The following is a 25,480-nucleotide window of genomic DNA, read 5'->3' as shown; positions in this document are numbered from 1 at the left end:
ATTATCCGTTCAACTCCTGCTTCTTCACCTTGCCCGTTGCGGTCATTGGCAACGCCTCGATGATCCGTACCTCCGGCACCTTGTAGGCGGCCATGCGATCCTTGCACCATGCCTGCAGCTGTTCAGTGGTGATGGTGCCCTTGGCTTCCGGCTTGAGCTGGATATAGGCGACTGGACTCTGGCCGCGCTCGGTATCCTCACGTCCGATCACGCCGGAGCCAAGCACGGCGGGATGCTGGCCGAGCAGCGCCTCGATCTCAGACGGAAACACGCTCATGCCTTTCACCTTCAGCATTTCCTTGCTGCGGCCGAGGAAGTGGATGAAGCCGTCGGTATCGATCAGCCCAATGTCGCCGGTGCGCAGCCAGCCATCAACTAGCGCTTCCGCGGTTTCCTGCGGTTTATTCAAGTAGCTTTTCATTAGTGACGGCGTGCGGATGCGGATCTCTCCTTCGGCGCCAATCGGCACGAGCGCACCCGTCTCGAAATCTGTGATCTTGAACTCGGCACCGGGCACCGGCAGGCCGACAAAGATCGGCTGCGAGCTAAGATCAAGATCATCGTCCTGGAAGCCCGTGGTGAAGGTGTTCGCGGTATGAGTCTCGGTCATGCCCCACCCGATCTCGGCAAGAATGGTGCCCGTCGTTTCCTTCCAGCGTCGGCGGTAGTCAGCGTTCAGCTTCTTCACGAAGGAGACAACCCGGACCTGCCGCAGGGAGGAGAGATCGAACTCCTTGAATCGCGAGTGATCTATCAGCTCGACTGCGCCGTCGACCGGCATCACGGTCAGCGTCACGTTATGCTTCTGGATCGCCGAAAGCACGCCGAGTGCATCCCAGCGCGCGAGCAGCACCAGTGTGGCGCCGGCGAACAGCGGGAAGATCAGTCCTAGGTTTTCACCCGCAATCCAGAATTCCGGAAAGAACGACAGGAAGATGCTCTTTTCGCTAATTTCGAGCGCGATGCCGCAGTTGGCGGCGGCGGTGTAGACCATATCGCGCTGGGTGTGGACGCAGCCCTTTGGCATGCCGGTGGTGCCGCCAGTGTAGTTCAGTGCGGCAACGTCATCGAGCCCGGCTGGCGGTAATGGCGTCACGTCTCCGAGTGCGGCAAGTTCAGGCAAAAGGTCGGTCGCACCGGCAAACGCGAGGCGTGGAGTGCAGATCGAGTCCGGCACCGGAACCGTCGGATTGATGGGAATGACATCGGCAAAGCTCGTGAAGATCACCTCGCGCAGCTTGGTATTGGCCTTGACCTGGTCGATCATTTCAACCAACTGATCGAGCCCGACGATCACTTTGGCGTCGGTGTCGTTGAGCACGTATTCGAGCTCGAAGGCACGCGACAGCGGTGACACCGGCACATACACTGCGCCGAGCTTCAAGATGCCGAAGAAGACAATGTGGAACTGCGGGCAGTTCGGCATGAACACCGCAACGCGGTCGCCCTTGCGGACGCTTTTCGACGCAAGCAACGCGGCAAAGCGGTCGCTCTGACGATCGAGTTCGGCATAGGTCAGCACGTTGCCATAGAAAATGATCGCAGGATGCTCAGGCTGGCGCTTCGCCCAGGAGCGGAGATACTCGCTCAGGGCGATTTCGCCGTACCGATACTGCGGCTCGCGCGGGGTGCCCTTCGGCCACGCCTTGCCCCAAAGTCCGTGAAGCTGTTCTAGATAATCCTTTTCGTCCAAACCAGCCATCATGCTCATCTTCCTTTGCACCGCGTATTCTCAACTTAGTTCGAACATGCCGCGGAATTTGAGATTCCCGAGGCAAGGATTACGGCTTCGCGATTCGATGTCTCTTCGCGCAAAGGCGGTGTGCTGGAATACGTACGGCGGCTCCTCAAGTCCAAAGGGCATCGGCGATGATCCATCGGCTCAAGGAGCTCATGACATAACATCGGCTACATTTCTCTGAAACTAAGAGTCGCGGGTGTACGCAGGAGTGCGTCGAGCGTTGGAGATCGCAAAATGTTTAGGTGCGTCTCATTCCAAGACTTCCACCACCATCAATCGGGATTTGCGCACCAGTGATGTAGCTGGATGCCTGGGAAGCGAGGAACAGCGCGAGCCCCTTCAGGTCGTCAGCGCTACCGATGCGCCCGATTGGAATCATGTCGCCAATTGACTTCTGAATTTGCGGTTGCTTGAGCCAGCCGCCTCCTATGTTCGTAACAATGAACCCAGGTGCGATGGCGTTCACGCGAATGTTGAAATGGGCCAGTTCGAGAGCAGCATTGCGGGCCAGATGCGCCGCACCTGCCTTCGCAGCCATGTATGCGGCCCCCACCATGCCCTCGTTAAGGTACGCAGCAACGGACGTAGTAACGACTATGCTACCTCCACCGCTTCCTTTCATGTGACGCGCGGCCGCGCGAATGGTTGCAAAGACGCCATTCAGATTGACGTCAATGTTTCGATCCCAACGCTCGTCCTCATAATTCTCGATCGCGCCTTCCTGCGACCGGGTACCATCCGGGTTGGAGAACCCAATGCCGGGGTCAATTCCGGCATTGGCAAAAACCACATCAACCTTGCCAAATTCCGCGGCGATGTGGGCGAACGCCTGATCGATCTCTTTGCGATTTGTTACATCGAGTTCACGACCGCGAACATCGAATCCTTTCGCTGATAGACGGTTGACTTGCAAGTTCAAAGAGTTCGAATCCAGATCGAGGATTGCAACCCGGGCGCCGCCTTCGGCCAATGCTTCAGCAAAAGCAAGTCCAATTCCGCTTGCTCCGCCGGTAATGATGGCACCATATCCTTTGACAGAGAACATATCCGACATCGTCGAGTTAGCTTCCCGGGCTATGGCGGCGCTAAGCCGCGATCTATTGAATGTTGGCCGCGACTCTCTTCGCATCAATTGTTGCCTGACGCCGCATGGCTTCAAGGGCGGCACGCTTTGGATCGATCATCTGATTGTCCGGGAATGCATCGATGATCTCCGCGAACGCTTCACGAACTTCGTCTTTGAACTCGCCGTGCGAAAGAATGTAGGCCTCATTGCTGAGAATTCCGGAGACCACGCGCTCGCCTACGTCGAGAGGATCCATACCGGCTTCCAATGGCGACTCACCATCGCCGAACGGGCTACCCGGGTCTTGCGAACCGGATGGATCGAGATGAAGTGTCGTGTCAGCAAGATTACTGCGCACAAGACCGGGGCAAAGCAGGGAGACGCCTATATTATGTGGCGCCAGCGCCAAACGAAGAGCCTCCGTAAGGCCGCGTACCGCGAATTTCGACGTCGAATAGATACCGCCTGGATTGAGCAACGGAAGGATCCCGCCCATGGATGAGGTATTGACGACATGCCCTCCCTGGCCGTGCGCTTTGATGCGCGGAAGAAAAGTAACCGCTCCATTGATGACACCACCCAAGTTGATATTGAGCACGAAATCCCAATCCGCATGGGAGGCTTGATCCATTGGGACTGTGCTGGCCACCCCGGCGTTGTTGCAGAGCACGTGGATATTGCCGAAGACGCGCTCAGCCTCATCGGCCGCGCGCTCGATTGCATCCCGGTCTGTGATATCCAGTCGAATCAGATGGAAATTTTTGTTCGAGCGATCGAGAGCAGCCGCCGCAGCGTCGAGATGCTGTTGGCGAATGTCCGCGATGATGACCTTCATGCCATGAGCGAGGAAGGCGCGTGCCATCCCAAATCCGATGCCACTTGCTCCTCCGGTGATGAAAGCAACCTTATCTTCTAGAACCTGCATGACTTTTCCTCGGATATCAGCGGGAGTTACACGAATATGCCCGATTTTCCGGGCGCAATAATCCCGTTCGGGTCGAGAGCGCGCTTCAACGTTCGATTGAGATTTTTCTGCGCAGGTCCGTAGATGTCAGCCACCTTGTTCATAAACGCAGTGTTGGTTCGGTACACCGCGTAGCCTGCGGCTGCGTTGACTTGCAGCAATTTGTCATAACAGAGATAGGCCCGCTGCATCTCTTCGGGATCGGTGCGGTCAAAGGCTAGTTCGCAGACATGCTCCATATGCCGTCCGCCAATGAGAAAGCCACCCAAGTAATCGAAGCCGAATTCGGCTAACGTGGTCTTCACAAGCTCAACCTGCTTCTTGAAGTCTTCGGAGCGAGCGGGCGCAAGCGGCGCAAACCAGGCGGATCCACCACCCCCGCGGAAGTTATAGATGCCGAATTCAGAAAGATCTGGCCGGCCAGTCATATTTCCCTTCCAATGCTGGAAGACCGGGTTTGGTCCAACCTCCTCTTCACTGAGGACGATTGCGCCGGTCGGTGCGAAGGCTTCCTTCACGATCTTGAAGTTAACGGCGATCTGCTCTTCGGTTCCGTACAGCGTCGCCAAAGAATTCCAAATACCCGCGCCGGCCTTTTTAGCAATTTCCGCCACGACCTCGTCCGGGATCGCGCCTGGACCCTTGTAAAGGGCGTTGCGGGGCACGTCACACGCGACGCCATATAGCAGATGGCCCAACAACGAATTCTCAAGGACGTTGTTTAAGCGCAGATTGCGCAAGACGTTGACGCCCTTAGCTGCGCCCTCGAGATCATTCCAAACCGCAGTGAACGTTTTCGATGCGGATGGCTTGCGCATCAACCACAGTCCCATTTTGGTAACAATGCCGAGGTTGGATTGAGCGAACAAGCCATCAACCCATGGTCCATATCCCCAGCGGTAGGCTTGCCATGCGCTTCCGCCTTTTACACCGCCCATCGCCGTTCGAACGAGCTCGCCGTTCGGAAGAACGACCTCGAGGCCACAAAAGTTGGCAGCGTGTTCGCCACAGCGATTGTAACCAACGCCACGGTCGAGCGTGTTTCCTACCGGCCCGACAATGGGACCAGATGATGGGAAGCTGATCCACAACGGCAGCTTCCGTTCTTCGATGTAGTTGCGCAATTGTTCGTAGGTGACGCCAGGCTCGACCAAGGCGGTGCACATTTCTGGATCAACGTCGATGATCTTGTTCATGCGCCGGAGATCAAGGACGATCTGCCCCGCCGTTGCCGGCGCGGCCGAGCCATAACCGAAATTGCGGCCTGTCGAGATAGGCCACAAAGGCGTCTTGTATTGATTGGCAAGGCTCACCACGCTTTGGACGTGCTCGACACTCAAGGGAATGATCACGGCCGACGGCTGGTGAAGCTTCTCGTCCTCTGGAATCATGATCTTTGCGTATGGGACAAGACGATCGAGATCGACAATTACATTGTCTGCGCCGACGACGCCCCGGAACGCCTCGACGGCTTTTGCGAAGGCGGTCTTCGTTAGACCCTCAGGAAGAATAATGCTGTCGTTCATGGCAACGCCTCTTAGATTTTGCTAACGACGGACACGAGGTCGGTGTCGAACGGAAATCGATACCAGCCCTCCTGCAGCACGCTTGCTGGGACATCCGAGCTACCGCCGGACATCGAGCGCGCCAGGACATACCCCAATCGGAAGGGCCATTCTGATCCAGATTGCACAAGTCGCGGGGGTGCTGCAGACACGCGGCCAAGGCAGATCTCGTCGATCGTGCAATTGCCGACGCCGGCCTCCAAGCTTGAAGCAAAAATACCACCGACACCTGCGCAGAAAGACCCCGTAACGAACCGGTGGGCGTTCGCATTGTGGGTGCCGTAGGAGACGACTTTGGCTCCAACCACTCGCAGACCCTCATTCACAAGAACGGCATCCTCGCCGGAAAGAAGCGCGAACACGGTCGAGCCTCGTGCACCTTCAAGATCGCTCACTACTTGACCGAACGTCGAGCCGGACACGACGGGCGTGAGTGCCGGCGGCGATAACTGGCCGTTTGAGTGATACAAGCCCGCGGCTATTCCGTCGACGAAAGTGGCCGAGACAGTTGAACCGGCAATGCATTGACTTACGAACAGGCGGGTTGACGATATTATTTCGCGCGCCACAAGCGTCGATGCGCGAGATAAGCCCGGAGAGATGGCTGTGCTGGCGGTGAAGGCGAGAGATGCGTTTAAGAGCGAGCGCCGCGATATGCTCATCGTTTCACCTCGGCCGGTTCAGACGGTTTCGCACTATCATGCAACCAACGCGCAAGTGCTTTCAGCTCGTCATCCGAAAAATCGGTCGGCCGGAACGCTGGCATCTGCCGCAAGCCGTTCGTGACAATCGCGACGATCATTCCTTCATCAAGTTGACGTCCTCGAATGGTCGGTCCGATGCGCGCATCGTGGCAGTATGCGCAAACCGACCCATAGATTTGCTCTGGCGTTTTCCATTGACCGGCCGACTGTGCGACAGCCCCCGTGGTCGTTCCCGCAATCACCAAAAAGACGGCAGACGCTAGAACGCTCTTGGTCCGGCGATCTTGAAGGAAGTGCGCCAGTCGGCAACCGATCGATTGAGACGAATGATAGAAGCGAAGCACCCAGCACCTCCCGCGGACGTAATAATTATATTCAGTTCATTTGTAGTTGCTTAGACGGTTGACTTGCCTCGCGCTGTTGCTTGGCCGAAAATGCCACGGCGCGAAGGAGGCGTAACAAACGCCTACGCTTGTTCTTCCACCACGTGCTCCGAGATCCATCTTTCTAGGAAAGCCGCGATTTCATCGCTATTCCTCTCCTGCATCATAAGATGGCCGTTGCCGCGCAGACCGTGGTCTTCGAGCCGCAAATGAGCCGCTTGGACTCCTGCCTGGACGAGAAAATCAACCGTGCCATGATCTTGCATGGACCAGGCTGACGCTTCCGATGTGACGACAGCGACCGGAATGGACGAGAGATTCGGAAGTTGCCTCGCCGGCTCCGTCTGGACGAAGCAGTCGGCCAGCCCAATCTTCGATGGCTTGCGTGTTTCCCGTCCTAGTTCAGTCGGACTTTTCACGGGTGGGCTGAATGTCATCGGAATGGTCGTGAGTCCGTATGAGAGATCTCCGAGTCCCATCGGCAATTGTGCGAAGGGCGGCCCCAAGGGTTCGACGGCGACGATGCCCTTAACAAGCTTGGGTCGAACATCAGCCACTAGCCAGCCGAAGGGACCTCCCATGGAATGTGTTAGCAGGATCGCTGGGCCGATACGGTCGAGTAATTCAGCGCCTGCGTTCTGCATCAGCTGCTGCGTTTGCGCCAGGAAGACGAGGAAAGGACCCTGCCCCGCAATGAATTGGTCCAGAGTCAGATCGCCGATGACACCGGTTCCGGGCCACTGAGTGTGTTTCTGCGCATTTGGCCAGGCGTTCGGCTGCTTGCCAGGCGCGGTGAACAGCGTCATGGCAGGTTCGTAGGCGAGTGGAGGTGTCATTGGACCGAGCGCCTCGGGATGAAGAGGCGAGCGCCCGTGACCTGGCCGGTCGACGACATAGACCGCGTAGCCTTGTCGTAGAAAGTAGGTTGCCCATCCCGGGCGTCCGTCGGGGGTGCCGAGAAAGTCCAATCCCTGCCCGCCACCACCATGGACCATGACGATCGGATACGGATGCAAAACCCGTTCGGGAATTTGGAACTGGACGAACATCTGTCCAGAAGCAATCGTGCCGTTCGGCGTGTGCTGGCGATGGATGCCAGTCCAAAAGAAGCCCTGATCTGCTAAGATCAGCGGAGGCGATTTCGATGGAGCTTGGTTCACGTCCTACCTCTCAAGTCGTTCTCAGAGGTCCAAGAAGCCAGTCGGCAATCCGAGATTGCAGCGAGCGATGTACTTTGCGAAAGTTTGGTATTGAGAAGACATATGTCCTCGATACATCTGGGCGTCACTGAAGTAACGGACCATCTTTGACCCCTTCCGCGACGCGGTCGACCCGGCAGTCTGGAACAGAAGTTCGGTGGCATCGCAGGCAAGTCGCGCGCCGCTCTGCAGCATGCCCCAGAGGCGGAAGTTTTCTTCCGGCGAGGCCGGCACACCCGTTTCCGCCCACCGCCGACAATAATCCATGTGCTTCCGCATGGCCTGAATCAGCACGCCTTCCGCCGCATCGGTCAACGCAATGGCTCGGCCATAGGAGACTTGGAAGTCGGTCTCGAAGAGACGTTTCGTGATCGGTGGCGCGAATGTGTTCTGCGACAGCAGAATGTCCCGATACTCGTCGATCGCGGCGAGCGCAGCACCGACGATAGGAGACGTCAAGGCGGCGTGATAGGGGCCCATGAGCATCCCCAGATACATCGGATTGCCGTGCAGGCGCGTACCGGGCGTACCATCTCGAAGATCCTGCCCTACTCCCATCTTGTCGATGAAAGCGGTCATATGCTCCGGTACGAAGACGTTTTCCAGCTTAACGCTATTCGAGCCAGAGCCACGCATCCCCAAGGTACGGTCTCCGCCCCAATCGCTGAGAACGGTGTACTGCCCGCGCGGTACCAAGAAGTGGAGCACTCTTGGTGGGAACGAGGTCTGAAGCAGCGTCGCACCGAAGAAGTGTGTACTGTGCGGAATTCCAGACGAGTATGGCCACACGCCACTAATGATATACCCCCCCTCAGCCGGCAGGCAGGTGCCGCCTGGCACAGCTCGGTGAGGTGCCGCGAAATGTCCCGATGAACCAAAAATTTCGATCTGCGCGGCTTCCGACCAGTGCGAAGCGATGACCGGCGCATGAGAAGCTGACAACGTCAGGCACCATCCTGCGGCTGGATGACCGCGGGAGATTTCGACCATCACTCGGAAAAACGTTTCATAGTCGAACTCATAACCACCGAACATCTTCGGTTGCAGGATCCGGTAGAAGCCCGCTTCGACAAATCGCTGGTTGATCTCTTCAGAAAAGTAGCCTCGCGCGTCGGTCTCGTCTTGAGTGTCTCGTAGGACGTCGCGCATAGCTGCCGCTCGATCGACGAGATCTTGAGGCGTAATAGCAGGTTCTGGGGCGGGTAACGCCGTCCTAATGGCCTGCACTTTCATTTGGCTCTCCTCAGGCTTCTGAATTGAAATCGTGGCACGAGTCATGCCGGCAAATTGGCGACTACTTTTTTGGTGCGCTCGATTGCGCGCGGGGCTGTCTCGTCCAGCATCAGACAACATAGACCTGCCACGACGCCGAGCGCCGCAGCGATCCACATTGAGCTTGACGGGCCCAGCGTGTCGGCGGCGATCCCGGCCAGGGCGGGTCCCGCAAAGCCGCCGGCAAGCTCACCAACACCCATAATAAAGCCCAAAGCACTAGCGACGTAGGTCGGCGGAATAGTCTCCGACGGCACGGTGGCCATGAACAGCGAGAAACTACCAATCGCGAGATAGCCGATGCCCATAGTTAGCACCATCAAGGGTAGCGGTCCCTCAAAGAGCACGGTCGTGACCGGCGCGATCACGCTAAGGAATGCGAACAGCGAGAGAATGGGACGACGTCCGAACCGATCCGAGAGCGCGGGGACGATGATTGACGAAGCAGCCGTAGCGATGCCCGTCGCAGCTAACGCCACGCTCATCGCGCTCGGCGAGAGGCCGCGGCTCTGCACCAGATAGATCGGGAGGAAAGTAATCTGGATCAGCAGCCAAGCCACCATGAGACAGCTAACGATCGCGCAAATCCAGATATTTCGATACTTCAGCATTTCCGCGAGCGGGATCCGGTTGCCCGAGGGTGTCCGCGAAGGCCGAGAAGGCTCACGGATGAAGACAGCAATCAAAGCAGCAACAATAAAGCCAGGCACCGCTGCAATGTAGAACGCACTTCGCCAGCCGTAGACCTCACCGATCGCGACGAGTGTCAGGGGCGCGGCGAAATTGCTAAGGAGGGCGCTCAGGAAATTCTGTAGAACCCCTTGGTTGAACCCGCGACGGTGTTCGGAAGACTCCGCAGCCATGATCGATTGAGCGATCGGCAGAACTGGCCCTTCGGCAAAACCCATGACGAGACGGGCGGCAAGCAGGGTCAGAAACGAATTAGCCAACCCCGAGCTCACCGAGCAGATTGAAAAGATAACGATCGCACAAATCAGCAATGGCTTACGATTTTGGAAATAGTCCGAAAGACTACCAACGACGTAGCCCGACACTGCCCAGGTGAGGGCCAGGCCAGCCGCCAGTGCCCCGAGTTGGCTGTTATTCAGATGGAGCTCGGGCACAACGAAGGGAGCGAGAAAATTGAGCGCGAGCCGGTCGAAAAATACGAAGCCAAATGCAGTTCCCATCAAAAGAACAACGAGATTCTCATAACTGAAAATGCGTTTGCTCACAGTTCCCTCCCTTTCGTATCCGTTTATCAGTTTATGGATTGCGCTCTATCCGCACTGCGCCGATGCAGTCTCTGGTTCTCGCTCGTCCGTCGACGCCTTGCGGCTTTCAAAGAGTCGCTTCATCCGCGCAAATTCGACGACCTGCTCCGCCACGAAGGCGAGTTGTTGAGCTATGAGCGGATCGTTGCACCCACCATCAGCAGAGAACGGTCGCTGCGCGGAGTTAATCACCGCAGAGAACGGCGTTGGCCAGCCGCGCAGCGCATGAACGATGGCCCGAAGCGTCGCGAGCGTCGCCCCCATGGCCTGAGTTCCATCCGCACAGACAATGGAGCCGACCGCGCGTCCCGCTAGGTACGCACGAGCATCGGCGCGGAGATCCTCGGTGTAATCGAGCGCATTCTTGACCAGGCCGGAGATCGAGCCATGGTAGCTTGGAGTTGCAATGATCACCCCGTCCGCGGCTCGCAACGCCTCAATCATGGAGGTCGCACGCGGCGCTCGTTCCGTGGGATCATAGGGAGGAAGGTGGAGGGATTGTCCCGAGAAGATCTGGGTTTTCGCACCGAGGCGCGCAGCTTCCGTCAATGCGACCCGAAGCGATTTCTCCGAGGTCGATCCGTCGCGTAGCGTTCCGCCAATCCCGACAATGAGTGGAGCCCAGCTCATCGTCGCGCCCCCCTCTGGACTTGCACCCTGCACAGGAGCGAAGGCCAAACCTTGTCGAGCGGATGCATGTCAATTCGGCCGCAAAAGCGGCCTTGCCCGGCATTGAACAATGCCATGCGCGTTTCTCCCTAGCTTCGGCGCCGTCATTACGAGTGACGACCTGCAGCCAAGACTAGGAGATGCGCGGGGGTCCAGCCTGCACAAACAGGACCGGGTTGCAGGAAACTGGCATAAACTGCTCCCGCGGTGGGGAGAGCCTCGGTCGAACTACAGAAGGGAAATAGTGATGATCAATTCATAGAGCGCCGATATGCACCTGGCGTGGCGCCCGTCATTCGACGGAAAGTATTCGTGAAATGCTGCTGGTGCGCAAACCCACACTGGCGCGCAATGTCAGCAAGGCTGTTGCGCGGATCAGTTAGGAGTCGCTTCGCAAGATTAATCCGCAGTCCAACCACGTAACGATGCGGAGACGTACCGAGTGAAGACTTGAACATGCGGATAAGATGTTCTGAGCTTACGCCACAGATCGCGGCGAGATCCTCCAATCTGATGCAATCAGCGATATTGGACTCGACGAATTCGCGAATCGAGCGAAAATTGCGGGTGCTGAGCTGGCGCTGAGCGCCACGCGAGAAGCTCGCTTCCGTTTCTGGTCCATTGAGCAACGTCAATCGATTGGCGATCGCATGCGAGACAGAATCTGCAAGAAGCGAACAAGATGGATCGCCTTCGCGCAACATTTCCTCCAGGACTGCGAGCAGACTACTGGTCACGGGCTCAGGATCTCCCAACAGCGGCGATAGCCCGAAATTCGAATTCCGCGAGTCCCGCCACGGCTGGTAAAACAGCTCGGACCGTAGGTATACATGGATTGTGTTCAACGGCGTGTCCAATGCGACCTCGCAGTCACGATGGGGAGGGAGGAAAAATATCCCTCTTTCCTGCAAATGCTTTGAGATAACGCGTCCGTCGATCCGGTAAGTAACGTCGACTGGCCCACCGCCGGCGGCCGTTACTAACAACGCATTAGCATTAGATTCAAAGCGTCCCCTAAAGGGTTGCTCTCGTTGGAGTGAAGCGAAAGCAGTCGACCAGCCGAGCCCTTCACTAGACATCTCGCCTTTCACCGCGGATTCTCGCAACACGGCGTGGATTTCCCGTCTGTCGAAGGGCTGCGAGGCGCTTGTGGGTTGCTTCCCAGCCACGAACAAATCAGGGCGGTTTTGCATGGTCAGCTGCCTCTCAATTGACGTTACGACGGTATTGCCCAGGGGTCTGGCCCGTCAGTCTGCGGAAGACACGCGTCAAGTGCTCTTGATGCGAGAAGCCGCAGCGCAATGCGACCTCGGCCAAACCCTCCTGCTCTTCCTCAATCAGTCGCTTGGCTCGTTCAATCCGTGCCGCAATCACGTACTGATAAGGCGACTTGCCGGTTGAGGCCTTGAAGATTCGAATGAATGACTTCGTGCTTAGGCCGCACGCGCTAGCCATCGACTCCAGTCGAATCTCACTCTCGAGATTTGTGTCCACGAAATCGCGAAGGCGCTTTAGCTGATGTTCTGCGAGTCCGGCGACGCGAACCTGCCAAGGTTTACTGCATGCGCTGATCGCGCTGATCCTGTTGGCGAGCGCCCTCGCGATCGGATCGACAAAGAGAGCAGAATTGGCCATCTGCTCGCAAAGCGCCAGCTCAATGCTCGTTGCCAAGTGCTGCAGAATCGCATCATTCTCGACGAGCGTCGGGGTAAGCTGGTCCTTCCGCGCACTGTCGAACAGCTCTGAGCGGAGATAGATTTGCAAGGTGTCTAATGCCCCTTGAAGTTCTATCTCGCATGCGTGACCTGCCGGCAGGAAAAAAATGCTTCCCTTGGGGATGCTGCGCGACAAAACGGCGCCGCCCGATCGTAACGTCACCTCTACCGGACCGCTACGGTGTAAAACTACGAGACTATTGGCGATCGCCTCAAATCTTGCGTCAAACGGTCTTTCCCTTTGAAGAGAAGCATACACTGACACCCATCCGTAGCCCTCGCTGGAGGCCCTTACGTCAGCGCCAAACAGCTCCGGTATGCGGTGAGTTTCCGAGCTTCCGAACACCTGCTCAGGTTCCATGTCACGCTCGATGCTGCAGCTGGCGATCGTCAAAAAATCGTTGCAGCGCAAAAATTGGCCGAGATTGCAACAGGATAGCACGCTCCCCCCGGCACGCCATAGCTTTTTCGTGCTCCGGACAAGACGCCGGACAGCTGTTGTTCTCGGGGGCCCATTTGTCTTCGATGGAAAATGCAGCCGCCCCTGTCAAGGGGTCTCGCCGTGCACCGTCGGTGATCGCATGCGACAAGTTGGTCTATCAGTGCTTCTCCCAGGCCATCGACCTTTTGGACGCGAATACCGTTCGACGTAATAGGCTCGCGCGATGCAGGGCAAGAACCTATGTATCTTTTGTCGAGACCGCACCTTGGAACCGGCAGGAGCTCTGCGATCAGCCGCGCTATCGCGGCGTCGGCGCTGTCGTACTGCGCGCGGCGATCGAATTGAGCAACGAGATCGGCTTCAAGAGAAGGATCGGCCTGCATTCACTGCCGCAATCGAACGGCTTTGATGCCAATATCTGCGGTGGCATCTTATTGCGGGGCACGGTTGGGCGGACCGATCTCGGCGAAAGAATTGATTTTGACCGACGACAACGGCGAGGAGCATGTGTTCGCCTTTGAAAGCTTCTTCATAAAATATAAAGCGCTTGCGCTCGGCGCCTATGCGCGTCCCCATGTCCGGATTGTAGCGGCGTAACCCAAAGCGCCGACTGTGGCGTGAGCTATTGCGTAAGCAGCCGATCGCACGACCTCGATCGATGGCAAGACGATTGTAGAGCACAACCAACTGCTCATGGAGAAGTAACATGATCCAATTGCGGCAACCTCATTCCCACGACTACACAGCCCTGCCGGACATCGATGCAACGGATGCCGGCCTTCTCACCGCCGATGATTTCGCCTGTCTGGCTGAAGTCGGGCGTTGTCTGGTGGAGCAGCGCGCCAACCATCGTTTCGGCATGACGCTGCTGCATAGCCACTTTCCGATCCTCGACGACGAAATTCTCCTGGAAGAAACTCAGCTTGACCGGCAGACCGTTAATCTTCGCCCAACGAAAGGCGCGCGCGAGGGTCTGGCTGTGACCAGCCTTTGCTTCGATGTGGCAACGGCGGGGCTCGGACTGGTCGGTCTCGAATTCGTCCATGCGAGCTCGCTTGGGAGCGTCCCTCTTCTGGCCGATGAGGATGCTGGCGTTCTTGGCCAAGTTCACACGATCCTGCAGCAACGCGCGATGCTCGAACGGTTCGGCGTCCGTTTGCTGCATGATGCTCTTGGACTGCAAGACCGCGTCCTGCTGGAGACATGCGACACCGCGCGCCGCCTACTTACCTGCACAACGACGCTCGAAGACGATCTGGCCTTCGTCAACGCTATTCCCACACTGTTTCAATGGGACCTCGCACCGACCGACAACGGTCCGATCACCAGCCAAGGCTGTATGCAGTTCTGCCGAAACGTCCGCAAATGCATACGCTCGCGCGGCGGCCACGAGGCTGGCGGCACGAGCCATGAATCGAGCCACGACGATCGGTTCTGAGCGTTCAATGATCGGTCGCAGCCGATGCGGCACCGCCAGCATCGGCCAATGCTGCGGCAGCAGACTGGCTGCCGCATAGACCCTTAGGCCATGCCGGATGCCTTCGGCGTAGCTTAAGGTATCAGTCGCCGGCGCGCCGAAAGCGCCCGCCGACCAGTCGCCCCACGCGATCATCGTCGGGCCGGTCAACTCGGTTACTCCGCACTGGTCGTTCGAGAAGAGCAGCACGACGACGCCGACAGCGTCGAGGGGCGCGCTCGCATCGCCGGCAACGAGGGAGCCATCACGGCTGCGGTCACGGGCCTCGGCATCGTCATGCCGTCGAGCGGCTCGCTGAGACCCGAGTTCGAAGAAGGCAAGCTGATACGCGTGCCGCCGAATTGGGATCTCGGCACGGTGGAGTTGAGCGCTGTTTACGCGGCCGGTCGGACCATCAAACGCGCCGCGTGCGCATTAACCGACTTTATGATCGAAGCGCTGAAGACGATCTAGCGTGGAGAAGCTCCCATCAAGATTGCGGTCCGGCTCAATTGCCGTTGCTCGACCCGTTTGCCTTGTTGGCGCTGCTGACCGAGTTACCGATCTGCGAAGCGAGATGGCTATTCGAGCTTATCAGCGACGGATCTCCGATCGTGATGATCAAGTCGTGCGTGCGCGTCCGCCCGGTATTGAAGAAAGGCGACGAGCCCGAGTTCGCAGAGAAGCGAACCAGTTTCCAGGTCGGCGTGATGCTTCCGCTCGTCACAATGATGAACTTAATTTCCAGGCTGACCGTATCTTTGTTGCTGGTCACTTGGCTTTCGCCGCCACCTTTGCCCTTGTCGGCTTCATTACCTTTGTCGCCTTTTCTGCTCTTAGCGTCGGTGGCGCTACTACCCCGGAATTGAGAAGGAATAGGACTGGAAGGGAGTGCATTGGCCACGAACATGGCTCCCACTAACCACTCCTTGATGCGAAGGTCGCTCTCGATGATGAAAGGCGAGCTTTGGGCGGGGACCCATCCCTTCCAAAGGTAGTCGTTCTGGATGTACGGCGGCCCACCTGCGCAGATCGAGTTCGGCGCATACGGCTTCAGCAGGTCCTCGACCGAATAATACGGATCGAACTTATCAGTCCTGGTCGCAGTCGACGAAACGGTGCCGCCGAATCCCAAGCTGAAGGACTGCGGCGTAGTGACCGTGTTCGCGATGCCGACACCGAAGACGGTCGCGGCATTTGGGAGAGCCTGATTCATGGCGACGCCGGGATTCAATCCGGACGTTTCGTCCACTTGGAGACTGAGACTTACCTGTGCGCCCCACGATTTCGGTATTTGTCCGGGTTGCTTCACGGTTAACCGATCGACTGTAGGCCCTTCCGTCACAGGCACTTCGTTCGCCGCCTTCACCGCGGCTCTTAGGTCGCAATAGATGCGTTTTTTTATTTCGTATTCGATCTGTGCAGTCGCGGAAAATCCGACTGGCGTGTAGCCGCCCGGCGGCTTGTCGACATCGAACGGTTCGTTGATCTCGGGCGCGGTGAGACCGCAACCGGAGCAGCAGATCACCGCCAACATCGTCGCGGAGGCGCGAAATGCGCGTGCGCGATCACCCGTGCGAGAGAACATGCAGCCCAGCCCCCATCGTGCCGACGACCGCTACTTGGCCAGTTGGCTCTTCGCCGCCTCGACGTTCTCGCTGTGCCATTGCTGAATGGTCTTGACCTGGTCATCGGTCAACAGAGCCCCCTGTATCGTCCTCGGACAGGTCGGGATTCCTCCGCCCGTGCACCCGGTACTTTTCGCGGTGGAGACGCTCAGCGGACGCAGAAAATTCTTGATCCCTCCGGCCCAGGCAGGCGAGGCGAAGAGGAGAACCATTCCAACAGGTATGACCTTCTTCGAAATTATCATGATGATGCCATCCGGGATAACAGATGCGATCCACAATAGACGCAACCATAGACTGCAACGTCGGGACCTGTCCATCCCGACCAGGTGTCGATTGGCATCTTTTCACCGACGAACGCGACGAACCCGATCAAGTCGAGCATGCGGACCGCGATGAACGTGAGGCCAAGGCGTTCAACTACAATCCCGAAGCGCTGGGCGAGCTTCACTCTCTTCCTGGAGCACGGCCGCGTCTGTCTCTGCAAGCTGTTTGGCAGGTTGCGGTGCGAGGGCGTCCCCGCAAGCGATACATTCCGGATATCCTGTCGCGGGCAGCCGACGACATGCTCGCAAATTCCAAAAGTAAGGGTCGATTGAAGCCCAACTAAAGAGGACTCGGGACGGCAGTTTGGAAATCCGTTGGTTAACTCGTCACGCCGTGTTGGGCCCGACGAATCAACCAACAGGGTTATTGTAGGCGCTTTGTAGCATGCGGAACTGAGCCGCTATTTACTCCAACTCATTTGTGAAACAGCGATAGCTTGGGGGGCGACGCCTCTTCCGGCGCCCAGATACGGTAATTCAACTGAGCGAAGACGGAGAAGCCCTTAGCGACCGCGGCCGTATCGATACCTGGAGGACCGGCGGTTCCGCCTGATGCCGTCGCCGACAACTCTTGAGTGCCCCAAAGGCTCACCTGCACGGGACCAAAGTTATATCCGAGCAAGCCGCCGGCCGCCCAAACGTCATACCGGTTCACAAAGATGGTATCGTGATAGAACGCGCTCGACCGATCGCCGGTGATCTGTCCCACATAATAGGCCACCGGTCCTATCGTCCAGTTTCCGATTGTCTTCGTAGCCGTGAACTCGGCGTGGAGTACATCGCCACTCCGATAGTCGGTGATGCTGTTCGCGGTATTGATCTCGTCGAACACATTCGCGGTGAGATTCCAGCCATCTTTTAGGTAGGACACGACAAATTCTGGCTGGAAAGTCCACCACGGATTTCCAACATTAGCGAGGCCATTCGCGCCCTGTTGGGTACCAGTAGGAGCGTACAAACCGAGCCCCGCTTTGATAAAGAAGCCACTGTCCCCAAGCTTCCAACTCAGTTCATTTGCGAAGTATGAGTTGTGCATTCCGGACGAATTGAAATTGACTGGAGGGCCGACGCTGAGCGTAGCAAACGGAACCACAGCCACGGCATCGTATGATGCGCCGAGAAAGGTCCAGCCGGGGACATACACAAATCCATGGGCTGCCGCGGAACTGATAGTGCCAGATGCCGAGCCATCCGCATCTCTTGGTGTTCCTGGACCGACGAGACGTCCTTGGTACGTGAAGAACTGATCGAAGCCGTATAGTCCGGGCGGCGGTGCCGCTGCAGCCGCTCCCAAGGCTACTCCAGGCTTCTGCAACGCAGCAGCAGCGCCAAACTCAAAGGCGTGCGCCCCGGTCGTAATAGTCGGCAAAACAAATGCTGCGACCGCGATAGCGGCCTTCTTTTTCATCCTCATAGCGCCCTCCAGTTCCCTAGGTGATGTTGTCCCCGCTGCGTCAAATGAACAATTGACAGCGCGGGTTTTTATTGAAGCAACGTACAGATACGGGAAAGCCAACGACCTGCACGAAGCCGACCGGATGGCAAAAAACTGACGAACAATTTGAGGAAGCTCTCATACGCCTTATCGCTTAGGCTTCCAGGATCTCTCCGACCAATCCGGCAACCTTTGCGACGCGCATACACCGTTCTCCGGTGCGCGCCCCATCTCGCTCATCCCTTCCCTCTAAGCTAGCTTTTCTTTTGGTTAGCCTTGAGATCCGCAGAACGAAACGGTCAAAAGAGTCATGCGACACATACAAAATACTTATATGGGATCAACCAAAGTTTTTCGCACGAGTTCGGATGCCCCTCATGTTTATCGCTGGTCACTCACCGACTGAGAGGATTCCTCCGCCACGCCTCTTTTGTGCAAGCTCCGCTTCGGTCGTATCGCTTAGACTCGAAGCTGAAGCCAAGTTTCATAGCTCCGCGCCTCGGCGTCCGCGCGGAGCGTTAGGTGATCAGGGGCAGGAAGCGTTCGGTGACTTGCAATTTCTTTGGATGCCGGGGCGCGGCACAGCACGCACGGTCGCTGGGAAATCGTGAAGTCAATGACAAGTGCGGCAGACTACTTCCGCGAACCCAGCCCTGCCAGCACGAAGTCGATCTGATGATCGATCGTCGGCCCTTGCTTGTCGGCGCATTGCGCGATCATCTGCGGGTGAAAGAACCTCATCATGGCGGTGCAGACGCAAAGCGCTGCCGTCAGTACGTCCGTGACGTGAAACTCGCCGGACGCCGCTCCTTGCGCGATCACGCCAGCGATGCTCTCGGTGATCACTTGCATGTGAGCGATGCAGACATGCCAGTTCTCGTCCACGGCGATCTCCACCATCTCGTGCATTTTGGCATCGCCGACATAGCGTTCGGTGTTCATGCGGTTGATGGTCGTCATCATCTCGCGCAGGCGCGTGGCTGGAGATCCCTCCGCCTTCTCGATGGCCTGAGCGGCCGCTTCAACTTCGCCCACCAGCCCGCGCGCTACGCCTTCGTAGATCGCCTTCTTCGAATCGAAGAAGCGATAGACATTGGCCGGCGACATCCGCAATTCCTTGGCCATGTCGGCGACCGTAGTCTTCCGGTAGCCGATCTGCCGGAACAAACGCTCGGCCACCAGAAGAATGCGCTCCCGCGTATCCGGCTCAGTTATGAGTGTCATCGCCATACTCAATGGTCAATTATTCGGCTGCTTCCGCAAGGTGATCAGGGTCATGAACCGCTGGGTCATTTGCAGTCTCTTTGAATGTCTGAGCTCGGCTTGCGCGCGCTGCCGCCGGGAAATGTCGATATCGGCTCGCCACGCGCCCGAGGATACGTGCCAGCACGGGGCTCTATATCCGATGGACCTTCTATCGCGCCGTCTCGAGGATCATGTCGGCTGCCTTCTCGCCAATCATGATAGCCGGAGCGTTGGTATTGCCGCTGACGATGGTTGGCATGATCGAGGCGTCCGCAACCCTGAGACTCGCGATGCCTTTCACCCGAAGCTTGGAATCGACCACGGCATCCGGACCAATGCCCATCTTGCAGGTACCGACAGGATGATAGACGGTGCGCGCCTGCTCCCGCACATAGGCGCGAATGCCCTCATCGTCGAACACCGCTTCGCCTGGCAGGATTTCGGTCAGGCCGTGGCGGGCAAGTTGCGGCTGCTTCAGGATGTCGCGCGCCAGTCGCACACCACGCACCAGCCGCTCCAGATCGCTCTCCGCGCTGAGGAGACCGAGATCGACCAGAGGAGCCCCGTTCGGCGTCGTCCGCGTGACGCTTCCACGGCTTTCGGGCCGCAGAATGCAGGTGTGGAGCGAGACGCCATGGCCGAATTCAATTGTGCGTCCCCGATGGCTCTTCCGCCCGGGAATAAAATGGAATTGAATATCGGGACGCGGCTCCGACGGCCGACTGCGAATGAAGCCGCCGGCCTCGACCATGTTCGAGGAGAGCATGCCGCGGCGGGCAAAGAGCCATGCCAGCCCGTCGCCGACAAGGCGCGGCAGGGCGCGCGCGGATATGCCCCACGGCACGCTGGAGCGGCTTCGGCAGATCACCATCACGTCGGTGTGGTCCTGCAGGTTCGCGCCCACGCCGCGCAGGTCATGGATGACCTCTCCGCCAAAGGCCCTGATCTGTTCGGCGGGGCCTATGCCCGAGCGCAACAGCAAATCCGGCGAACCGATTGCGCCGGCGCAAAGAACGATCTCGCCGCGTGCGCGCACCGTGCGCAAGCGGCCCTCCGGATCGCGATAAACCACGCCGGCCGCGCGGTCATTCTCGACAACGATACGGGAAACATCTGCCCCGCTCACGACGTCCAGATTGCTCCGCGCTAGAACTGGCCGGAGAAATGCCGCGCTGGCGCTGTGCCGGCGGCCGTCACGCTGAGTCACCTGATAGATTCCGACGCCTTCCGGCTGCGAGACGTTGAAATCCGGGCACTGGCGAAACTGCAATTGTTGCGCGGCTTCGAGAAAATCGTGGTCAATCGGATTGGGCTCGGAAAGGTCAGAAACGGAAAGCGAGCCGCCAAACCCATGATGATCGCGATCGATCGTAAGCCGACGATTGTCCTCTGACTTTTTGAAATAGGGCAGCACGGATTCATAGTCCCATCCGTCACAGCCAGCCTTTGCCCAGGCGTCGTAATCGTCACGATGGCCGCGAATGTAGATCATTCCGTTGATCGCGGACGACCCGCCGAGAACCTTACCGCGCGGGATAGAGACAATCCGCCCACCGAGGCCCGCTTGAGGCGTCGATGAGAAGCCCCAGGTGTGTCGCTTATCCTTCGGTAGCCAGACCACACCGAGCGGGATCGAGATCAGGGGATCGTTGTCCTTCCGCCCGGCCTCGAGCAGACAGACACGGTTTCGGGCATCCTCGCTAAGCCGGCTGGCAAGCACCGCGCCCGCCGAACCTCCACCGATGATGATGTAGTCGAATTCAGCCGACATCGCACCTTTCCACCGGTGCGGGTGGCGCACCAGTGACCTCTCTTCCGCGGCCCGTGGGCTGGAATCGAACTGACGTGCCTTTCCTCGGGGGAAGGAACAGGCCTCTCCCATGTGCCTGTTGCGGCACAGATGCGAGGCTAGGGCTGGAAGTTTGGTTTTTGTTTGGTATCCTCGGGCCGTGGAGAGCCGCGGGAGGATGGACTTCGTGAAACCCGAATCAAAGGGTGGCATGAATGCCGCACTGTTCAGGAATACGTCCGACGAGGACTTTGCCTCGTGGTCGCTTGCGCCTTGGCTTGAGGCGCCTGGCTGCTATCTGGTATCGGACGACCCAGGCACGCTGCCGTCGATCGACGCCGCCCATCGCCTGCCTTATCCGGGCTCGCTGCCGGAAACGCCAGAAACATCAAGTGAGACGATTCTTGCTGAACTCAACGCGCAGGTCAAAAGACTGGGCGATGTCGCCTGCCTGATCGTAGACATGCGCTGGGCGCTGAACACTGTGTGGGGTCCGAGCACCGTCGAGCGCTGGGGCGGCATGGCGCAGCGCATCGCCGAGACATACGAGATTGCCGTGGTCTCGCTCTATGACCGTGAAACGCTGGTGGAAGACCAGATGGCGGCGGCATTCCGGGTTCACCAGACCTTCCTGTCGCCGTCCGGATGCTACGACAATCCTCACTGGCTTCCGGAAGCGCTGGTCCATGGCGCAACGCTGGACCAGCAGCTAAGCTTTTTTCTTGGCCGCATCGTACCCGAATTCGCTGAGGAGACCTTCCACCGCACGCAATTGCCTGACGCTGCGCGCGGGGCCACGCCTGCTTGGGTACGCCAGCCGCGGCACAGCGTCGCAACGGACCCTGCGCAGAGCCGCTGGCATATTCACTGTCTCGGTCCGCTAAAAGTCTTCGTCGCCGGCAATATGCCGGTCAAATGGGCAATTCCGGGAAGTGCCCCGAACAAGTCGCGGGCGCTGTTCGCCTACCTGCTGAACCGGGGGGAAGGCGGGGCACATGCCGATCAATTGGCCGAACTTCTTTGGCCGGAGGACGGGTCCGAAAACAGCAAGAGAGCGCGGCTTCGCCATGCCATCGCCATGCTGCGCAAATCGCTCGGCGGGAGCGCGACGGTCCTGCGAACAGGCGAAACCTACAGACTGAACGTGCCCCAGGGCAGTTGGATCGACATTCGCGCCTTCGAACAACTCTGTCGGCGCGGGCTCGCCCTCTTTCGCTACCAGGATTATGACCGGGCAATTCGGGTCTACGAAGCCGCTGAGCGGCTTTATGCAGGCGACCTATTCGGTGATCTTGCGCTGGATTACATCCAGTCGGAATTCGACGACTGGTGCCTGCCAAAACGCGTTTGGCTTCGCGACATGGCCGTCAAGCTCCAATACGACATGTCGAAGGTCCTGCGTCAGCAGGGCCGGCTTCGCGAAGCGCTGGAACATTGTCAGACTTCGTTGCGGCTGGATCCGCTGAACGACAGCGCCAATATTGAAATCATGCGGGTTCTGGCCGGGCAGAAACGCGTTGAGGCCATCCACCGACATTATAGCCAATATGTGCAGGCAATCGGCGAGTTGCAGGGGGAAGAGCCCTCTGAGGATGTCCGCAGCGCTTATCGAGAACTCGCGCCCAAAACAGGAAAGCAGGGCTCCCAAACAAAAACCAAACCGCTGCGGCTAGTTTGACAAGTATTGGGAGGAGGACCGGCGTTCGGCGCCGACCTTTCAGGAGAATCGACAACCGGCCAGACGTTGCGTCCCTCGTGGGCGCGGCAGGATGAGTTTTGTTTTGTCGATCGTCTGCGGGGTCATCCGAAGGTGCGGATCGATCGAGCAATCGGAGCGCTCTGGCAAACGATGACGCTGACAAATCACTACATTCTCGACTTCAGGGATATCCTTAGCGCCGATCACCACCGGGTGGGCGGCAAATGCGCATCTTTGGGAGAAATGACGCAGGCGGGCGTGAATGTCCCGCCCGGATTCGCGGTCACGACCGACGCATTCCAGGCGATGCTCGACGAAAATGGACTGCGCGAGGAAATCGACCGAGCGTTAGCGAATGTCAGCCCCGAGGACACCGCCACTATCGACCGTGTGGCGCAGGCGATCCGCATCCGCATCGGTTCACATCGCCTTCCGAACGCCGTCGAGCACGCTATCCGGGAGGCCTATTCGGCGCTCGGTGAGCAGGTGCCTGTCGCGGTGCGCTCGTCCGCCACTGCAGAAGATCTTCCCGATGCCTCCTTTGCCGGCCAGCAGGATACCTATCTCTGGGTCGTCGGCTGCGATGACGTAGTGGAAAAGGTGCGTGACTGCTGGGCCTCGCTGTTTACGGCCCGCGCCGTGACCTATCGCGAGAAGAACAACATTCCGCATAACGAGGTCCTGATGTGCGTGGGCGTCCAGAAAATGGTCAATGCCCGTGCAGCCGGCGTCGCCATGACGTTGGACCCCAAGAACGGCGACCGGAGCCGGATCGTCATCGACGCATCTTGGGGACTCGGCGAGACGGTCGTCTCCGGCATCGTGACCCCCGATCACTATTCGGTCGAGAAAGTCCTCGAGCAGATCGTCGACCGCAAGGTCTCCGACAAGCATGTCGAGCTGGTGCCGGACGACAAGCGAGGCCATGCCGTCGAGCGCGAGGTTGATGACCATCGCCGGAGGATGCCCTGCCTCTCGGATGCGGACGTTCTCGCGGTAGCCCGGCTCGCCAAGCGACTCGAGAAGCAGAAGAAGTGCCCGCAGGATGTTGAATGGGCGTTCGATGCCGACCTGCCAGAGGGCGAAAACCTGCTGGCGCTTCAAAGCCGCCCGGAGACCGTGTGGTCGCAGAAAGCGCCGCCAAAGCCCGCGCAGTTCCAGACCGGCATCATGGGGATCGTGGGTGCTTTGACCGGCAAATCGTCGAATTGAAAACGAAAAAGATGGAGGAGACCATGGACAGCAAGACCTCGGTGTTCCCGAGCCCTTACGATATCGCAGCTCCGGCCGGCGCCGAAGACTGGCGGGAAATGTATCCCTATTACCTCGTTTTCCAGCCCCACCAGCGCGCGCAGGACGAAGACACTTTCTGGTTCTGCAACAGCCAGCACTGGCCGGTGCCGCTTCGCCCGTTCGATGCGCTGATGCTCGAACACACAGGCAAGACGCTGGGGCAATACAACTCGCGCCATCTGCTCATCCCGCCAGCGAACGGCGTCGAATGCAAGATGATCAACGGCTATGTTTATCTGGCCATGGTGCCGGTCGCGCCCCAGGACATCGAGCCACGCATTCCGGAATTCATGCAGCGAGCCGGGCATTATTTCGGCAACTGGAAGGAGTTGCTGGACAAGTGGGAGGTCAAGGTTCGTACGACCATCGCCGAGCTAGAGACGGTTCACTTCGAGAAGCTGCCGGACGCGGTTCCGCTGGAGTGGGTGAAAAGCGGCCGCGGTCTCGACAACGCGTCCGATCTCCTTGAGAACTTCGACAAGGCGATGACCCTGCTGCATCGCATCTGGCAATATCACTTCGAGTTCCTGAACCTCGGCTACGCGGCCTATGTCGATTTCTTCGGCTTCGTGAAGCAGCAGTTCCCCTCGATCCCGGACCAGGCCATCGCCAAGATGGTGCAGGGCGTCGACAGTATTCTCTTCCGGCCCGACGAGGAGCTGAAGCAGCTCGCCCATATGGCCGTGGACCTGGGCCTTGCCGATATCCTCGCCAAAGGGAGCGCTGATGCTGCGTTTGCCGCAGTCGCCAGTGCGCCAGGAGGCAAGAAATGGCTTGCCGCTTGGGAAGCGGCCAAGGACCCGTGGTTCAATTTCTCGACGGGAAGCGGCCTGCTTTCGACCGACAAACGTTGGAACGACGATCTCAACATCCCTCTCGGCTACCTGCGCTCTTACATAGAGCACGTTCAAGCCGGTGAGACGATCAAGCGCCCGACCGAAAAGCTCCAGGCCGAGCGCGAACGGATCACGGCAGAATACCGCGACATGCTGGATAAGGAGCTGCAAGAGGTCTTCGACGGCAAACTCGGTCTCGCCCGCACAGTCTTCCCTTACGTGGAGGATCACAACTTCTTCATCGAGCACTGGTCCCTCGGCGTCTGGTGGCGCAAGATGCGCGAACTATCGAAGCTGCTGAGTGAAGCTGGCTTCTGGCCTGACAATGACGGCATGTTCTTCGTCAAGCGCACAGAGCTGCGCGACATTCTCTGGGACTATTGCAATGCTTGGGCCTCCGGCACCGGCATCGTGGGCGGCGGCATCTGGCCGTCCGTGATCGAGAAGCGTCGCCGAATGATTGATATCCTCTCCCGCGAAACGCCCATTCCGGCGCTCAACAATCCGCCCGAAACGATCACGGAGCCCTTCACCATCATGCTCTGGGGCATCACAAGCGAGGCCATTGAGCGCTGGAAGGGCAGCAAGGATGGGCAAGGCGGCGAATTGTCCGGCATGGCGGCCTCGCCCGGCGTCGTGGAAGGTCTCGCCCGCGTTCTGCGCGATCCCGAACAGCTGTGCGAATTGCAGAAGGGCGAGATCCTGGTCGCGCCGGTGACCGCGCCGTCTTGGGCTCCGATCTTCGGCAAGATTGCGGCCGCCGTGACCGATATCGGCGG

General features: G+C 58.5%; 22 protein-coding genes and 1 pseudogene. 6 read left to right on the top strand and 17 right to left on the bottom strand.

Features of this window, described 5'->3' with window-relative positions; all coding sequences use genetic code 11:
* Position 1: 1 nt before the first annotated feature.
* The 12 genes from AS156_RS32830 to AS156_RS32780 all read right to left on the bottom strand — a co-directional run bounded on the left by AS156_RS32830 (position 2) and on the right by AS156_RS32780 (position 12,913).
* Positions 2-1,705, bottom strand: a complete 1,704-nt coding sequence (locus AS156_RS32830) for an AMP-binding protein (RefSeq protein ID WP_066513607.1) — start codon at positions 1,703-1,705, stop codon at positions 2-4.
* Positions 1,706-1,979: 274 nt separating this feature from the next.
* The gene (locus AS156_RS32825) at positions 1,980-2,795 is read right to left on the bottom strand and encodes an SDR family NAD(P)-dependent oxidoreductase (RefSeq protein ID WP_066513512.1); all 816 of its coding nucleotides are present in this window, start codon (positions 2,793-2,795) and stop codon (positions 1,980-1,982) included.
* Between the two features lie 43 nt (positions 2,796-2,838).
* Positions 2,839-3,732, bottom strand: a complete 894-nt coding sequence (locus AS156_RS32820) for an SDR family oxidoreductase (RefSeq protein WP_066513511.1) — start codon at positions 3,730-3,732, stop codon at positions 2,839-2,841.
* 26 nt (positions 3,733-3,758) lie between these two features.
* Positions 3,759-5,297, bottom strand: a complete 1,539-nt coding sequence (locus AS156_RS32815) for an FAD-binding oxidoreductase (RefSeq protein WP_066513510.1) — start codon at positions 5,295-5,297, stop codon at positions 3,759-3,761.
* Positions 5,298-5,308: 11 nt separating this feature from the next.
* The gene (locus AS156_RS42520) at positions 5,309-5,998 is read right to left on the bottom strand and encodes a hypothetical protein (RefSeq protein ID WP_136626561.1); all 690 of its coding nucleotides are present in this window, start codon (positions 5,996-5,998) and stop codon (positions 5,309-5,311) included.
* Positions 5,995-6,384, bottom strand: a complete 390-nt coding sequence (locus AS156_RS41470) for a c-type cytochrome (RefSeq protein ID WP_082747865.1) — start codon at positions 6,382-6,384, stop codon at positions 5,995-5,997. Before AS156_RS41470 ends, AS156_RS42520 begins: the two co-directional genes overlap by 4 nt.
* Positions 6,385-6,506: 122 nt before the next feature.
* Positions 6,507-7,583 carry an alpha/beta hydrolase gene (locus AS156_RS32805; protein WP_201456142.1) on the bottom strand — a complete coding sequence of 359 codons (1,077 nt, stop codon included), beginning with the start codon at positions 7,581-7,583 and terminating at the stop codon, positions 6,507-6,509.
* 21 nt (positions 7,584-7,604) lie between these two features.
* A complete protein-coding gene (locus tag AS156_RS32800; protein ID WP_160331179.1) occupies positions 7,605-8,855 on the bottom strand; it encodes an acyl-CoA dehydrogenase family protein in 1,251 nt (416 codons plus the stop codon).
* Positions 8,856-8,896: 41 nt separating this feature from the next.
* Entirely contained in the window at positions 8,897-10,129 is a 1,233-nt protein-coding gene (locus AS156_RS32795; RefSeq protein WP_136626559.1) for an MFS transporter, read from the bottom strand.
* 45 nt (positions 10,130-10,174) lie between these two features.
* A complete protein-coding gene (locus AS156_RS32790) occupies positions 10,175-10,798 on the bottom strand; it encodes an NADPH-dependent FMN reductase (protein ID WP_066513605.1) in 624 nt (207 codons plus the stop codon).
* 290 nt (positions 10,799-11,088) lie between these two features.
* On the bottom strand, positions 11,089-11,574 hold the full coding sequence (locus AS156_RS43125; RefSeq protein WP_160331178.1) for a helix-turn-helix domain-containing protein: 486 nt from the start codon (positions 11,572-11,574) through the stop codon (positions 11,089-11,091).
* Between the two features lie 469 nt (positions 11,575-12,043).
* Entirely contained in the window at positions 12,044-12,913 is an 870-nt protein-coding gene (locus AS156_RS32780) for an AraC family transcriptional regulator (protein WP_136626558.1), read from the bottom strand.
* Positions 12,914-13,077: 164 nt separating this feature from the next.
* On the opposite strand from AS156_RS32780, the gene AS156_RS42515 reads away from it, so the two are divergent.
* From AS156_RS42515 to AS156_RS45240, 3 genes are all read left to right on the top strand, one after another.
* Positions 13,078-13,515 (top strand): hypothetical protein, encoded by a 438-nt coding sequence (locus tag AS156_RS42515; protein WP_136626557.1) that lies wholly within the window; start codon positions 13,078-13,080, stop codon positions 13,513-13,515.
* Positions 13,516-13,700: 185 nt separating this feature from the next.
* Complete coding sequence (locus AS156_RS42510; RefSeq protein ID WP_136626556.1) at positions 13,701-14,432, top strand: hypothetical protein; 732 nt, start codon at positions 13,701-13,703, stop codon at positions 14,430-14,432.
* Between the two features lie 120 nt (positions 14,433-14,552).
* The gene (locus tag AS156_RS45240; protein WP_082747863.1) at positions 14,553-14,924 is read left to right on the top strand and encodes a LysR substrate-binding domain-containing protein; all 372 of its coding nucleotides are present in this window, start codon (positions 14,553-14,555) and stop codon (positions 14,922-14,924) included.
* A 34-nt stretch (positions 14,925-14,958) separates the two neighbouring features.
* Here AS156_RS45240 and AS156_RS32765 read toward each other — a convergent pair whose 3' ends face one another.
* The 5 genes from AS156_RS32765 to AS156_RS32745 form a co-directional block, all read right to left on the bottom strand.
* Complete coding sequence (locus AS156_RS32765; protein WP_136626555.1) at positions 14,959-16,038, bottom strand: hypothetical protein; 1,080 nt, start codon at positions 16,036-16,038, stop codon at positions 14,959-14,961.
* 281 nt (positions 16,039-16,319) lie between these two features.
* Positions 16,320-16,529: a hypothetical protein gene (locus AS156_RS42505; RefSeq protein WP_136626554.1), complete on the bottom strand. Its 210-nt coding sequence runs from the start codon at positions 16,527-16,529 to the stop codon at positions 16,320-16,322.
* 290 nt (positions 16,530-16,819) lie between these two features.
* Positions 16,820-17,812 carry a SphA family protein gene (locus tag AS156_RS41460; RefSeq protein WP_160331177.1) on the bottom strand — a complete coding sequence of 331 codons (993 nt, stop codon included), beginning with the start codon at positions 17,810-17,812 and terminating at the stop codon, positions 16,820-16,822.
* Positions 17,813-18,472: 660 nt separating this feature from the next.
* Positions 18,473-19,063 carry a TetR/AcrR family transcriptional regulator gene (locus AS156_RS32750; RefSeq protein WP_066513604.1) on the bottom strand — a complete coding sequence of 197 codons (591 nt, stop codon included), beginning with the start codon at positions 19,061-19,063 and terminating at the stop codon, positions 18,473-18,475.
* Between the two features lie 190 nt (positions 19,064-19,253).
* Positions 19,254-20,855, bottom strand: a complete 1,602-nt coding sequence (locus AS156_RS32745) for a GMC family oxidoreductase (RefSeq protein WP_066513603.1) — start codon at positions 20,853-20,855, stop codon at positions 19,254-19,256.
* A gap of 196 nt (positions 20,856-21,051) precedes the next feature.
* On the opposite strand from AS156_RS32745, the gene AS156_RS32740 reads away from it, so the two are divergent.
* From AS156_RS32740 to AS156_RS32730, 3 genes and pseudogenes are all read left to right on the top strand, one after another.
* The gene (locus AS156_RS32740; RefSeq protein ID WP_066513499.1) at positions 21,052-22,551 is read left to right on the top strand and encodes an AfsR/SARP family transcriptional regulator; all 1,500 of its coding nucleotides are present in this window, start codon (positions 21,052-21,054) and stop codon (positions 22,549-22,551) included.
* A gap of 171 nt (positions 22,552-22,722) precedes the next feature.
* Complete coding sequence (locus AS156_RS32735; protein WP_066513498.1) at positions 22,723-23,784, top strand: PEP/pyruvate-binding domain-containing protein; 1,062 nt, start codon at positions 22,723-22,725, stop codon at positions 23,782-23,784.
* An 11-nt stretch (positions 23,785-23,795) separates the two neighbouring features.
* Positions 23,796-25,480, top strand: a pseudogene (locus AS156_RS32730) (PEP-utilizing enzyme); the annotation flags it as partial.

Source organism: Bradyrhizobium macuxiense, assembly GCF_001542415.1.
Lineage (GTDB): Bacteria > Pseudomonadota > Alphaproteobacteria > Rhizobiales > Xanthobacteraceae > Bradyrhizobium > Bradyrhizobium macuxiense.
The sequence above is the reverse complement of the archived record's forward strand: the minus strand, read 5'-3'. Positions and strand labels throughout refer to the sequence as shown.